The organism is Microbulbifer halophilus, assembly GCF_026183675.1.
GTDB lineage: Bacteria > Pseudomonadota > Gammaproteobacteria > Pseudomonadales > Cellvibrionaceae > Microbulbifer > Microbulbifer halophilus.
This window is the reverse complement of the sequence record NZ_JAPIVK010000016.1, coordinates 37387-51012: the sequence shown is the minus strand read 5'-3', so window position 1 is coordinate 51012 and position 13626 is coordinate 37387. Positions and strand designations below refer to the sequence as shown.

Annotated in this window: 10 protein-coding genes; 6 read left to right on the top strand and 4 right to left on the bottom strand. The window is 61.9% G+C overall.

Annotated elements, in window-relative coordinates; all coding sequences use genetic code 11:
* Window positions 1–24: 24 nt before the first annotated feature.
* The 3 genes from OQE62_RS10200 to OQE62_RS10190 all read right to left on the bottom strand — a co-directional run bounded on the left by OQE62_RS10200 (window position 25) and on the right by OQE62_RS10190 (window position 3647).
* Window positions 25–312: a YciI family protein gene (locus OQE62_RS10200; RefSeq protein ID WP_265721927.1), complete on the bottom strand. Its 288-nt coding sequence runs from the start codon at window positions 310–312 to the stop codon at window positions 25–27.
* Between the two features lie 15 nt (window positions 313–327).
* Window positions 328–897 carry a TetR/AcrR family transcriptional regulator gene (locus tag OQE62_RS10195; protein WP_265721926.1) on the bottom strand — a complete coding sequence of 190 codons (570 nt, stop codon included), beginning with the start codon at window positions 895–897 and terminating at the stop codon, window positions 328–330.
* 146 nt (window positions 898–1043) lie between these two features.
* Entirely contained in the window at window positions 1044–3647 is a 2604-nt protein-coding gene (locus OQE62_RS10190; protein WP_265721925.1) for a TonB-dependent receptor, read from the bottom strand.
* Window positions 3648–3973: 326 nt separating this feature from the next.
* Here OQE62_RS10190 and OQE62_RS10185 point away from each other — a divergent pair, with 326 nt between their 5' ends.
* The 6 genes from OQE62_RS10185 (at window position 3974) to OQE62_RS10160 (ending at window position 12859) form a co-directional block, all read left to right on the top strand.
* Window positions 3974–4672 carry an FMN-binding negative transcriptional regulator gene (locus OQE62_RS10185; RefSeq protein ID WP_265721924.1) on the top strand — a complete coding sequence of 233 codons (699 nt, stop codon included), beginning with the start codon at window positions 3974–3976 and terminating at the stop codon, window positions 4670–4672.
* 131 nt (window positions 4673–4803) lie between these two features.
* On the top strand, window positions 4804–5796 hold the full coding sequence (locus OQE62_RS10180; RefSeq protein WP_265721923.1) for a LysR substrate-binding domain-containing protein: 993 nt from the start codon (window positions 4804–4806) through the stop codon (window positions 5794–5796).
* A gap of 187 nt (window positions 5797–5983) precedes the next feature.
* Window positions 5984–7414 (top strand): P1 family peptidase, encoded by a 1431-nt coding sequence (locus tag OQE62_RS10175; protein ID WP_265721922.1) that lies wholly within the window; start codon window positions 5984–5986, stop codon window positions 7412–7414.
* A gap of 261 nt (window positions 7415–7675) precedes the next feature.
* Window positions 7676–10006, top strand: a complete 2331-nt coding sequence (locus tag OQE62_RS10170; RefSeq protein WP_265721921.1) for a TonB-dependent receptor — start codon at window positions 7676–7678, stop codon at window positions 10004–10006.
* Window positions 10007–10092: 86 nt separating this feature from the next.
* Complete coding sequence (locus OQE62_RS10165) at window positions 10093–11232, top strand: serine hydrolase domain-containing protein (RefSeq protein ID WP_265721920.1); 1140 nt, start codon at window positions 10093–10095, stop codon at window positions 11230–11232.
* Window positions 11233–11431: 199 nt separating this feature from the next.
* Window positions 11432–12859: a peptide MFS transporter gene (locus OQE62_RS10160; protein WP_265721919.1), complete on the top strand. Its 1428-nt coding sequence runs from the start codon at window positions 11432–11434 to the stop codon at window positions 12857–12859.
* 68 nt (window positions 12860–12927) lie between these two features.
* Here the strand turns inward: OQE62_RS10160 and ppa are convergent, their stop codons facing one another.
* Window positions 12928–13464, bottom strand: coding sequence for an inorganic diphosphatase (gene ppa / locus OQE62_RS10155; RefSeq protein WP_265721918.1), 537 nt, complete (start codon window positions 13462–13464; stop codon window positions 12928–12930).
* Between the last annotated feature and the right edge of the window lie 162 nt (window positions 13465–13626).

Here is a 13626-nt window from a genome sequence, read left to right as displayed (position 1 = left end):
GCTCCCTGTTGAATTTGTATGGGCTCAGTCGAGCAGGAAGGCCAGCCGCTCATCGGTTTTCGCGGGGCTGATCTCCAGAATTTCGGCGGTGACAATCTTCTCGGCTACAAAAGGATCCCTGTCGACAAAGGCCTCGAGATTCCCGCGGTCAATATTGTGGGCCAGTATGCCACCGCCGAGCCCGGGCTGCAGGCTGCCGATCATCAGGAAGACGCCGTCGTCCAGGCCCTGTTTGGCCCAGGCCTTGTGCGCCTGCATAAACTCGCCCAGGCGCTCGCGGTCGTCGGTAAACTTCAACAATACGATAAACACGGTTTTCTCTCCCTGTCAGTGATCGATGACATCGTCCAGCCAGGCGCACATCTGTTGCACCTCGCGCTTGACGAATTTTTCTTCCTGAAAAGCGTTGAACAGCGTGGCCACGCCCTGGCTGCGGGCCAGCAGGTGCGCCGCCAGCTGGTCCGCATCGCGCCTGTGGCCGAGCTTTACAAACTGGGATTTGAGCCACCTGTGGAACAGGGTGAACAGCTCCCGGGCCTCCCCCTGAGCGGTGTGGTTCAGCTTGGCCAGTTCGCTGCTCAGGGTGCCCAGCGGGCAGCCGTAGTGCTTTATCTTGTCGCCATTGGTCAACAGGATCTGGATAAAGCAGCGGATTCTGTCCCGCGGTGTTTCCCCCCGGGCCTCCCAGCTCTCCAGGGTCTGTCGGGTACTGGCCAGGCGGTGGCGGATTACAGCCGAGAGAATCTCGTCCTTGGATTTGAAGTGGTAATAGAAATTGCCCCGGGATATCTGTACCGCATCGGCGATATGGGCGAAGGAGGTGTGTTCAAAGCCCTGCCGATAGAAAAGCCGGTCCGCGGCCTCGACAATCTGTTCCCGGGTCGGCTTTCCGCTCACTGGCCGGTCTCCTGCTGTGTTTATCGTGTAGGTCAAATGTCCTAGATGCTAGGTCGATTGTCCTACAGTGTCAACAATTGCCGGATGCGGATACAAAAAAGGCGCCCGAAGGGCGCCGAAGAGGGGGAAATAGCGATGGCTGTTGGTCAGAAGGACAGGTGCGCACCCAGGCTGTAGCGCGGGCCGTTTTCGTAGAAGCCCGTGGGAATGCCGTCGGCGGTACGCATGTAGATGATCTCGTTGGTGAGATTGACCGCCGTCAGGAAAACGTCGACATTCTCGGTGGCGGTCCAGTTGGCGGTGGCATCCCACTGGTCGTACTTCTCGGTGACCAGTTGCGAACCGGAGGTGAGGCCGCCGTAGGATTTGGAGCGCATGTTGTAGGACAGGCGCACACTGAAGGTGTCGTTTTCGTAGTAGGCGGAGGCATTGAACTGGTCGCGGGAGTTGCCTGGCAGTTCCAGCCTGGTGCCGTCCTCGTTGGCCGGCGCCTCGGCGTCTGTCCAGGTGTAGTTGGTGAGGGCGCCGAAGCCGCTACCGAAATCGTGCTGTACCTGGAGCTCGATCCCCTGGATATCCGCGCCCCTGTCGGCGTTGTAGGGGCGGGTGACGTTGATGCTCTCGCCGTCGATCTCCTCAACCTGGGTATCCTGGAACACGAAGGTACTCAGGTCCTTGTTGAAGTAGGTGGCGGCCAGCAGGCTGGCGTCGCCGAAATACCACTCGGCGCCGAACTCGAACTGGTCGGCAAACATCGGGTCCAGCTGCGGGTTGCCGGCGGTGGCGGTGCCGCTGGTGGCATTGATGACGATATTCGAGCTCAGGTTCTGGAAGGTGGGGCGGGCCATGGCGCGGGAGGCGGCGGCGCGCAGTATGATGTCCTCACCGAGATCGTAGATCGCGTTCACACTCGGCAGGGCCTCGCGATAGCTGCGGCCGACGGAGCCGCGCTCGCCGTCGATATAGGCGTTGGAGGTCTGGTCGGTTTCCACCAGGCGTACCCCGAAATTGCCGTGCAGCCGGCCCCGCTCGAATTCCGCCTGTACATAACCTGCGGTGATTTCCTCGTCGATTTTGTAATAGGCCCTTGTGTCCTCGTCATAGGTCATGACACCGCTGTCTAAAATGCTGTCGATTTTCTGTCGCGCCAGGCCGACATCCATAAAGGCGTATCGGGTCAGCGATTCCGCGCTGGCACTCTCGCCGTGCAGTTCCGGGCTGGGCCCGCTGGAGACATCCGCCAGGGTGATGGCATTCAGGGTCGCCACCTGATCGGCAATCTCGGGATTGGCGACATCCACGGAACCGTCCTGGCGATTGTTCTCGATGGTGTGGTCGCGGAGTTTGAGGCCGGTGCGGATGCCGGTGATGAATCCCAGTTCCAGATCGAAGCTGCCGTCCACCTGGAAGTAGCTTTCGTCGTCTTCCATGACCCGCACCCAGTCGCGCAGGTTGGCGGCATTCAGGTGCAGGGCGGTGCCGTCGAGGGGATCGATACCGGGGAAGTTGAATTCGTTGGTATCGGGGCCGAAATTCAGTTCCTCGGCGCCGTTGCCCTCGAACCAGTAGTTGCGGTCCTTGGTGCTGCCACCCTCGGCACTGGTCGTGCCCGCCTGCAGGTGCAGTTGCCAGCCGTCGCCCTCGTAGTCGGCGGCCAGGTCCAGCACTTCGGATTCGATAAAGGATTCGCGCACGATCGGCTCGTCGGCCACGCCGATGCTGTCGGGGTTCTCGATGGTACCGCCCACCAGGGCCCGGTTGCCGTCGCTGGTGGGGATAAACACCGGGTCGGTGACTGTATCGCCGTTGGGAATCTTGTAGCCGCCGGCGACGAACAGGTAGTTCTGGTTACTGTTGTCCATCTCCATATCGGAGGCGACATAGTTCAGTGTGGTGTCCCAGCGATCGGTGGGTCGGAACTGCAGGGTGATATTGGCGGTATCGCGCTGGCGGTCCTGGTTGAAAATGGCCGAGCCGCCGCCCCAGGGTACATAGACATTTTCCGTGGTATTGCCGTTCTGGTCGGTGACCGTGTACAGGTCGTTGGTGGGGAAAACCTCCAGGCCGTCGCGGCGCATGGTGCGGCCCTGGCTGTTGAAGGAGGCCAGTACGCCGAAGGTCTCGGTGTCGTTTTTCCAGCTCAACAGGCCGGACACCTGTGGATCCCATTCGCCCGGCAGGTCGCTGTAGACACCCTCGGTGGACAGGTTGACGGTCAGCGGGTCCAGGTCCATCGGCTTGCGGGTGCGCACATTCACCATGCCGCCGATACTGCCCTCATCGTGGCGCGCTTCCGGGCTCTTGTAGACCTCCAGGGAGGAAACCAGCTCGGAGGCGAGAATCGAATAGTTGAAACCGCGACTGGGGTTGTCGTTGGCCCACCAGTAGGCGGAGGCGACGTTCTGTCCGTTCATCAGGGTGCGGTTCAGGGTGCTGTCGGTGCCGCGCACAAAAATGTCCCGGCCCTCGCCCCAGATACGGTCGACGGAAATACCCGGCACCCGCTGCAGGGAATCGGCGACGTTCTTGTCCGGAAATTTGCCGATATCCTCGGAGTTGATGGCGTCGACAATAGAGGTGGCATCGCGCTTGACGTCCAGCGACTGCTGCAGGCTGCCGCGGATGCCGGTGACCATGACTTCCTCGAGTGTGTCGCTGTCCTGCGCCTGGACATTGACGGACAGCAGGGTCACTGCGGTTGCGAGCAGGGTTTTGTGAAATCGTTGCGATGGATTGTGCGAACTGTACATCGGGTTTCTCCAGTCTGTTTTTATTGAAATCGGCTGGAAGCTGTCTCGCAGCGCCGCGTATGCGTCGTACGGAACAGCTTTCAATATTCCTGATTGTCTTGGTGCAGGCACGGGGACCTACATGGGGGTAAACGCCGGCTCGCGACAAATCCCGACAGCGGCCGGTCAACTTTCTGCGTAACCGGTTTTGCCGCTGCGCCCGGCCCGGTGCTCTGGATGCACCGGGGATGCCGGTGAAGGCATCTCCCCGCTCACCGGGGATTGCCTTAATCTCTGGAGTGGAAATGGGCCCGCACGGCGCAGTACAGCAGCAGACAGGAGAGGCAATGTCGGACGACGAAAAGAAAAACCGCACGGGCCACTGGCGGGATGTGGGGGAGAATCTGTTTGTACCGGCGCACTACGGTTTTTCCGAGCGGGAATCGCAACTGGAATTTATTGCGCAGCAACCCTTTGCCCAGCTGGTTTCCCTCGCCGGCGGGGACCTGCGTATTACCGCCACGCCCCTGTTTCGCGACCCGGAAGCCGGCGGGCTCAACTTTATCGGCCATATCGCCCGCCGCAACGCTCACTGCGCGGCAATCGAGGAGGGCGAGCGCGCGGTGGCGCTCTTCTGCGGCCCGGATGCCTATATTTCCCCGCGCTGGTTCCGGGAGGAGCCGGGGGTACCGACATGGAGCTACCTGTCGGTGCAGTTGCGCGGGCGTTTCCGCGCGGTCCGCGGTCGGGACGAAACGCTCTCGATACTGCGGCGCAGCATCCGTGCCATGGAGGCGCTGGCCCACAGCGGCCCCCGGGTTCAGCCTTGGACGCTGGAAGAGGTGCCGGCTTCGCTGGTGGATCGCCTGAGCGAGGGAGTACTGGCTTTCCACTTTGCGGGAGAGAGCATTGAGGGAGTGCGCCGGCTCAACCAGGACAAGGGCGAGGGCGATTGGGAGGGGATCAGGGCGGGTCTGGCGGACTCTCCACAGCGCGGTGCCGCGGCGATTTCCGAGCTGATGTCGGCGGCCGGCCGGGCGCGGTGACAGCCACTGCCGGGGATTTCCGGAAGCGGCCAGTTCCCTTTTCCTTGACAGGTTAAAAAGTGCTGTGGCAGCCTCGAGTACAGTTGTCGGCCCCCTGTCCCGGGTAGAGGCTGTGTGCAGGAGGAATGAAAATGTCAGAAGAGGGCCTTCGTCCCGCATCGGCTACCTCCCACCTGCCGTCCCGCAAAGCTCTGCCCCCCTTCGAGGCACTGCGCGCTTTCGATATCGTCGCCCGACTCGGTGGCGTGCGCAAGGCGGCCCAGTACCTGTGCCGTGATCACGCGGTGATCAGCCGCCACCTGCGTACCATTGAAGACCGGGTGGGCTGTCGCCTGATCGAGCGTACGCCGGCGGGCGCGCTGCTGACCGAAGACGGTGCCCGCTATCACAAGCAGGTATCGGCGGCGATCGACGCCATTGCCAATGCCACCATTGATCTGATGAAGCGCAACGACGATCACCTGCTTTATGCCTGGTGCATGCCCGGCTTTGCACTGCAGTGGCTGGTGGGGCGCCTGGAGGCCTTCGAGACAGCCAATCCGGTGCTGGATATCGAGCTGCGCCCGGCGGATACGATTCCGGATTTCGATCGCTATGAGGCGGATGTGGATATCCGCTTTGCCCCGGCCTATGGATCACAATTGCAGCTTCCTCCCAGTGTACGTACCGCCGAAATAGCGCGGCCGCCGATCGTGCCGGTGGCGAGCCCCAAGTACCTGGCCCGCAGCCCGGAGATTGAACAGCCGCGGGACCTGCTGTACCACCAGCTGCTGCACGAGGAGAGTTACGATAGCTGGCAGGCCTGGCTCGAGGCCCACGGCCTCGGCAGTGACCTGGAGCTCTCCGGACCGAGGCTCTGGCACGGCCACCTGACCCTGGACGCAGCCCGGCGCGGGCGCGGCATCGCACTGACCAACCACTTCGTCGCCGCCGAGGATCTCGAATCCGGGCAGTTGGTGGAGGTGGGGGCCGGTGTGGCCGGCTTCGAACGGGTGCCGCTCGGCGCCTACCTCTTCATGGCCAGGACCGATCGCTGGAATGCGCTGCCGGTGCAGCGCTTTCGCGAGTGGTTGCTGAAGACCATTGCCTCAGAGTCACCAGCCGATCAAAATGTGGTCGCCTGAGTAATCCACGCTGCGCGCGTCGCTATTTCCCGCCCAGTTTGTCCTAATAATTCCTGGTCTTTGAGTATATGTTCATGGTCGGTGCTTTTTGCGCACCGCACTATGCGCATTTGTCATCTTCTGCCAACCCGCTGCCTGGCCCTATGATCGAAACATAAATCGATAAAACAACAACAGTGAGGTTTGTATGCGAATCCCCGTTCAACCGATGGCGGAGAAGAAGAGGCTCGGGGCACTGGGGCGACAGCTCGCCGCCGCCTCACTGGTATCCGCCGCGCTCCTGTCCCCCGCCATCCAGGCCGACCAGTCCGGGCTGGATATGGAGATCAATAAACACGGCGAGAAAACCCTCGAATTCGACTGGCCGATACTGCACGTGGGGACCGGAGAGTACCCGGCCGGCCCTACCGGTGTGACCGTATTCCACTTCCAGCGCAAGGTACTGGCCGCGGTGGATGTCAGCGGCGGTGCGCCGGGCACCGTCAACGCGGAATTCCTGAAGTTGGGGTACGACCTGCCGGAGCTGGACTCGGTGGTGTTCTCCGGCGGATCCTGGTACGGACTGGAAACGGCCACCGCCGTGGCCACCGCACTCAAGGACGACGGCATCCGCGACGGCTACGCCTTCGGCGAAAACCCCAATATCGCCCTGTCGGTGGGTTCGATCGTCTACGACTTCGGTTCGCGGCGGCTCAACGAAATCTATCCAGACAAGCGCCTGGCCCAGGCGGCCTTCCGCGCGGCAGAACCCGGCTGGTTTCCCCAGGGGGCCGCCGGTGCCGGACGCATGACCCTGAGCGGGGTTTTCTTCGGTTGCAATGCCCATTCCGGGCAGGGCGGCGCCTTCCGACAGTTGGGCGACCTCAAGGTTGCCGTCTTTACAGTGGTCAATTCCCTCGGCGTGATCACCGATCGCGAGGGCAACACCGTGGCCTGCTACCCCGGGGAGAACTGGCCCGAAGATCTGCGCACTGCGGACCTGATGCAGGATTTTCCGAGCAGCCGCGCCGAGGGGTGGGCCGGCGTCTCCGCCGATGATCGCAACAAAAACCACAACACTACCGTGAGCCTGGTAGTGGTCAACCAGAAGCTTCCCCACGCGCAGCTGGAACGGCTCGCCAAGCAGGTGCACGCGTCCATGTCGCGGGGGATCCAGCCGTTTGCCACCCAGTTTGACGGAGACGTGCTCTACGCCGTGTCCACCGGAGAGCTGGAGGCGACCGCCGACGACGCCATGTCGTCCGCCGACCTGGGAGCGGTGGCGTCCGAGGTGATGTGGGACGCGATCCTGTCCTCGGTGCCGGAGCAGCCGCAGGTGGTGCCGGCCGCGGAGGATGTCGCCGTATCCGCAAAAGACCTGCGCCGTTACAGCGGCGATTACCGCTTCAGCCGCTTTGTGACCCTGCGCGTGGAGCGTCGGGGCGATCGGCTGTTCGCGCGCTCGATCGGCGAGCGCGACACCTACAGTATCGGCCGCGACAAGGCAGTGGAGCTGCAGCCGGTCTCGCCCACGCGCTTTACCGTGCCCGGCCGCTTCCCGCTGGTACTGGATTTTTCCCGCGAGGACCAACTGCTGGCGAATCCCGGCAAGTGGCAGCAACTCGGCAGCAAAATCTAACGGCAACGTAATTTACAGGGACTGTCAGTTTGTATACCCCAAGGTAGTACCTGTGGCAGGCCGGGTACGCTGTTTCGCCCGGCCTTTTTTTACTGACTAACTCCCGAATTTCCGGGACAGATAACAATAAATTCCACATCAGTGGTGGTGACCCAGAGTCAACAAGATGCGCGGATTTCGCAACTGGCTGGGTGCGGCCGCGCTGCCCTATAGTCGAAAAACCAATTCGCCATCAATCAATAATAAGTTAGGAAGAGCGACATGAAACACCATCAGTCCGGAGCCAGAAAACTCGCCTGCCTGTCCGCGCTGCTGACGCCGATCAGCTGTGCCATCAGTGCCCAGGTGGCCGCGCAGGTCGAGGAGGGCGCGAGCAATTACTCGATCGAGGAAATCATCGTTACCGCCAGCCGGCGTGAGGAGGCCCTCAGCAATGTCGCCGCCAGTGTCGCGGTCATGAGCCAGGAAAAAATGGATGTCCAGGGCATCCAGTCGGTCGAGGACGTGGCGCGGCTGACACCAGGGCTGAATTTCTCCCGCCAGAGTTATTTCTCCGGTGCCAATACCGAGATTTCCATCCGCGGCATTTCCTCCGGCGTCGGCGCGGCCACCACCGCGGTCTATATCGACGACGTGCCCATCCAGTCCCGCTCCCTGAGCTTCTCCTCCGCCAACGTCTACCCGCGCACTTTCGACCTGCAGCGGGTGGAGGTGCTGCGCGGTCCCCAGGGCACCCTGTTCGGTGCCAGCGCCCAAGGCGGTGCGGTGCGCTTTATCACGCCGCAGCCGAGCCTGACGGAATCGTCGGTCTACAGCCGCTCGGAAGTGGCCTTTACCGACGGCGGCGACGCCAGTTACGAGACAGGTATCGCCGGCGGTGCGCCGCTGGTGGAAGACGTACTGGGTATCCGCGCCAGTGCCTGGTACCGCCGCGACGGCGGTTGGGTGGATCGTGTCAGCCATGCCGACGGCAGCGGGGAGGAAAATGCCAACGGCGAGGACGCGCGCGCGGCCAAGGTGGCGGTGACCTGGGCGCCGGTGCCGGAACTGCGTATCACGCCCTCCATCTACTACCAGAAGAGCGAAGTGGAAGATACCAGCGGATACTGGGAATCCCTGTCGGACCCGGACGGGGGCAAGTTTATAAACGGCCAGGTCCAGGCCCAGCCGGTGGATGACGAGTATATGCTGTCTTCCGTGGGGCTAACTTACGACTTCCCCGATATGACCCTGATTTCCAACACCTCCTATTTCGATCGCGACCTGCAGCAGGTGCGCGACTACACCGGATTCGATTCCGCACTGCTGAACCCGACCCAGCCTTACGTCACCATCGACGGCCAGATCGCCACCGGCTATTTCTCCGACAAGCAGGAGAATTTCACCCAGGAAGTCCGCCTGCAGTCCCTGGACAGTGCCAAGCTTGAATGGGTGCTGGGCTACTACTATAGCGACGAACAGCAATCGGCTCGACAGCGCAACCAGGACTATTTCTACGAGCAATTGCTGGGCAACTTCTTTGGCCTGGATTTCGATGCGATGGGCTGGTCCTACCTTCCGGATGGGGGTATCTACGATACCTCTTTCGACAGCCGCACCAAGCAGCAGGCGCTGTTCGGACAGATGGATATCGCGTTGACCGATCGGCTGACTTTCACTCTGGGTGCGCGTGCGGCGGAGTTCGATGTCGAGCACTTCCAGACTGGTACCGGCCCCTGGTCCGGCGGCGACTTCACCACCGACGAGGAGTCTTCGGAAACGGCGGTGACACCGAAGGTCGGTCTTTCGTATCAGTACGATGATAACAATATGTACTATGTCACGGCCGCCGAGGGTTTCCGTCCGGGCGGCGCCCAGACCCAGGTGGCGGTAAGCACCGATGCCTGCCGCGCGGAGTTGGCGGCGCTGGGCCTGGAGGAGACCCCCAGCCAGTATGATTCCGACAACGTCTGGTCCTACGAGATCGGTTCCAAGAACTACCTGTTCGGTGGTCGTATGCAGGTGGATGCCAACGCCTACTGGATCGACTGGAAAGACATGCAAACTTCGATCTGGATGAACAGTTGTGGTAGCAGCTTTATCGACAACACCGGCGAGGCCACCAGCAAGGGTATCGACCTGGCCCTGCAGGGCCAGGTTACCGATACCCTGAATATGACCCTGAGTGTCGGCTATACCGATGCCACCTACGACGAAAGCATTTCCGGTGGCGGTGTGATCATCGCCGAAGAGGGCGATGCGGTCTTCGATGGCCCGCAATTGATGGCGACTCTCTCCGCCCAGCAGGATTTCACCTTCGCCGGGCGCGATGCCTTCCTGCGCGTGGACTACTCGTATGCCGGCGAGGGAGAGGACGATAATCCGGACGTGTACGGCTACGATCCGCAACTGCCGCCGGTACCGGAAACGAAACTGGTCAACGCGCGCCTGGGGATGGATATGAACGACTGGAACCTGTCCCTGTTTGTGGACAACGTGACCAACGCGAGCGATGGTCTGAGTCGTTTCCACCATTTCGAGGAATCGCCGCTGTATACCAACACCAGTTTCCGGCCGCGTACCGTGGGCTTTACCACCACCTATCGCTATTGATTGCGGATGGCATAAAAACGGGGCAGGGATGCCCCGCGCAAGACCACCGGCCATTTCGGGCTACTGTAAAGCGACGCGACAAAACTATGAATACACAGCAGGTTTCTCCAAAACTGATCCGCGATATGTACTCCGGGCGACAGTTTCCCGACGTCCAGGCAGAGACTTTTCGCAATACGGACCTGCTGTTTCCGACACGCCGAATAGCGCGCGGTGACAGTGTTGCGCCGCTGGAACACCGCGATGTGGAGTTCCCGCAGCTGCAGATTCGTTCCCGGGGCTGCACTTTCGACCTGTACGACTATCTGTCGCGCAACCGGGTGGCGGGGCTGTTGGTAATGCAGGATGGCGCGATCCTGCTGGAGAACTACCAGATGGGCAACAGGGATCACAGTCGCTGGCTGTCCATGTCCGTGGCCAAGTCCATAAGCTCGACCCTTGCCGGCGCAGCCATTCACGACGGTGCCATTGACAGCCTGGATGATTGTCTGTGCCGCTATCTGCCGCAACTCGTCGGCAGCGTCTACGGCGACGTCACTGTCGCGCAACTGTTGCGGATGTGTTCCGGGGTAGGCTGGAACGAGTCGCCGACGGATCCCGATTCCGACCGCCGCCGTATGCTGGAGCTGCAGATCGCCCAGGAGCCCGGTGCCATCCTGGGCCTGATGGCGAGCCTGCCGCGCGCCGGTGAGCCCGGCAGTGTCTGGAACTACAGCACCGGCGAGACCCATGTGCTGGGCGCGCTGCTGCGCGCCGCCACCGGTCGCCCGCTGGCGGACTACCTGTCGGAAAAGATCTGGTCGAAAATGGGCGCCGAGGCGGATGCCCACTGGTGGCTGGAATCCCCCGACGGGTTGGAAGTGGCCGGCAGCGGTATCTGCGCGACCCTGCGTGACTACGGCCGATTCGGGCTTTTTGTTGCCAACGACGGCGTTATCGGCGGTCAACGCGTGCTGCCCGAGGGCTGGTTTGACCTGGCCGGCGCGCCGGCCGAAGTGAACGGCGAGAAGGTCAACTACGGCTTTATGTGGTGGCCAATTCCGGCCGTGGGCAATTCGCCCAACCGCGGTGCCTTTGGCGCGCGCGGCCTGTTCGGCCAGCACATCATGATCAACCGCCGCGAAAAAATCGTCGCGGTGGTGTTGAGTGCGCGCTCCAAGCCGTTGGGTGCCGAGGCAATCGAGGATAATGATTTCTTCGACGCCCTGGTGGAGGCGCTGGTCTAGTGGGCTGTAGGTAAAGTCAGGTAACAATTCGCATCGCCAGAGCACCCGGAACTGTGTTGAGCAAGTTTGCAATAGAGCTACTGTCTTTGCGCTTTCCGGCCCTGGCCTGAACCGAACACGGACCACTGGCCGGCACCGGACGAAATACAAAATTCATAAAACTGTCAGGCGTGGCCCCCGGCTGCGATCGGTATTCGATATGACTTCTGAAGTTGCAGCCACCGCTGATTCCAATCACCCACCGCACAATTCGCGCTCTTTCCTCGGGCATCCCGCGGGGCTCGGCTATATCGTGTTCACCGAGGCCTGGGAGCGGTTTTCCTTTTACGGTATGCAGGCGTTGTTGGTGCTGTATATGGCCAACTACCTGTTGCACCCCGGCGCGGTGGAACAGGTGGCCGCCTTCGCCGGCTTTCGCGCCCTGCTGGAAGGTGTGTTGGGCCCGCTGTCCACCCAGGCGCTGGCGACGCAGATTTTCGGTATCTATGGGGGGCTGATTTACCTGGCGCCGATCTTCGGCGGCCTGCTCGGCGACCGGGTGCTGGGACAGCGGCGCGCGGTGGTGCTGGGAGCGGTGATCATGTCGCTCGGGCATTTTCTGATGGCGTTGGAGTCCGCCTTCCTGTTCGCGCTGCTGGCGCTGGTGCTGGGTTGTGGGTTGCTCAAGGGCAACCTGGCCGCCCAGGTGGGGCGCCTGTATGAAAAAAACGACCAGCGCCGCGACGCGGCCTATTCCATTTACTATGCGTCGATCAATATCGGCGCCTTTATTGCGCCGTTGATCTGCGGCACCCTGGGTGAGATTTACGGCTGGCATTACGGTTTCGGCGTCGCCGGGCTGGGGATGCTGGTCGGTACCGCTATTTATCTGGCTGGACGTGACCGGTTGCCGCCGGACAACCTGGTCAGGCGCGGTAGCGGCGATGCCCTGAAACCCGGGGAGGGACGCGTGATCGCGGGGCTGCTGATGGTACTGGCGGTCACCGCACTCTTCTGGACAGCACAGTTCCAGGTCTGGAACGCCTATGTGCTGTGGATCCGGGACCGCGTCGATCGGGTGTTGTTCGAGACGACTGTGCCGGTCACCTGGTTCCCGTCACTCGATTCCCTGGCGGTATTGCTACTGGCGCCGGCAATCATCGCTTTCTGGCGGTGGCAGAACCGGCGGCGCCGGGAGCCCGGCGACCTGGATAAAATCGGCATCGGTTGCGGTATCTTCGCCTTGGCCTGCGCCTGGCTGGCCCTCGCCGACATGCTCTCTGCCGGGGGCGCCGTGGCCATCTGGTGGCCGGCGGTATTCCACTTTATCTGCGCCTGCGGCTATCTCTATGTGGCTCCCACTGCACTGTCACTTTTCTCCCGGGCGGCACCGCCGTCGATCAACGCGATGATGGTGGGAGTCTACTATCTGGGGTTGTTTTTCGGTTCCGTGTTCAGCGGTTTTCTCGGTCGTTTCTACGAGATCCTGCCGGCGGGCGGTTTCTGGTTCCTGCATGCGGCGATTGCCGGTAGTGGCGCGGTGCTGGTGTGGTTGTTGCGCCGGCCGTTATTGCGTCTGTTGGAAGTGCCGGGGAGTGGACGACAGGGGCAGGAGAGGCATGACCACTCGCAGGAAGCGACCGTGTAAAATGCAAAAAGCCCCGCGGTGCGGGGCTTTTCTCTGCCGGGACGGTTGCCCGGCGGGAGGAGATAAAATCAGCCTTCCTCTTTCAGGTAGCGCTCGCGGGAGGCCATCACTTCTTTGCGAGCGGCTTCGGCGTCGGCCCAGCCGTCCACCTTCACCCACTTGCCGGCTTCCAGCGCCTTGTAGTTCTCGAAGTAGTGCTCGATCTGCTTGATCAGCAGCTCCGGCAGGTCGCCGGCTTCCTGGACGTGATCGTACAGCTTGGTCAGCTTGCTGTGCGGTACCGCCAGCAGTTTGGCGTCGACACCGGACTCATCGGTCATGTTCAGTACGCCGACCACGCGGGAGCGGATCACGGAGCCCACCATGACCGGGTAGGGGGCTACCACCAGCACGTCCAGCGGGTCGCCGTCTTCGGACAGGGTCTGCGGGACATAGCCGTAGTTGGCCGGGTAGAACATCGGGGTGGCTACGAAACGATCCACGAATACCGCGTCCGAGTCCTTGTCCACTTCGTATTTGATCGGGTCGTGGTTGGCCGGGATTTCGATGATGACGTTGATATCGCTGGGCAGGTCCTTACCTGCGGGGATCTTGTCGAAGCTCATTGCGGTTCCTGTTTAAAAAGTGGACGAAAAATGCGAGCGCGGATTATAAACCCTGGGCCGGGGGGCGCAAAGCCGTGGATGGCGGCGCCTGCGGGCGCAATCCCGGCCGAAGTGGCCGCCATACCTGCGCCGGCCGCCTGCCGCTGCCGGCCCGCCGGGGGC

Coding starts and splice junctions, on each gene's coding strand:
- OQE62_RS10190 (WP_265721925.1), bottom strand. CDS start 3,647: ATGTACAGTTCGCACAATCCATCGCAACGATTTCACAAAACCCTGCTC.
- OQE62_RS10185 (WP_265721924.1), top strand. CDS start 3,974: ATGTCGGACGACGAAAAGAAAAACCGCACGGGCCACTGGCGGGATGTG.
- OQE62_RS10180 (WP_265721923.1), top strand. CDS start 4,804: ATGTCAGAAGAGGGCCTTCGTCCCGCATCGGCTACCTCCCACCTGCCG.
- OQE62_RS10175 (WP_265721922.1), top strand. CDS start 5,984: ATGCGAATCCCCGTTCAACCGATGGCGGAGAAGAAGAGGCTCGGGGCA.
- OQE62_RS10170 (WP_265721921.1), top strand. CDS start 7,676: ATGAAACACCATCAGTCCGGAGCCAGAAAACTCGCCTGCCTGTCCGCG.
- OQE62_RS10165 (WP_265721920.1), top strand. CDS start 10,093: ATGAATACACAGCAGGTTTCTCCAAAACTGATCCGCGATATGTACTCC.
- OQE62_RS10160 (WP_265721919.1), top strand. CDS start 11,432: ATGACTTCTGAAGTTGCAGCCACCGCTGATTCCAATCACCCACCGCAC.
- ppa (WP_265721918.1), bottom strand. CDS start 13,464: ATGAGCTTCGACAAGATCCCCGCAGGTAAGGACCTGCCCAGCGATATC.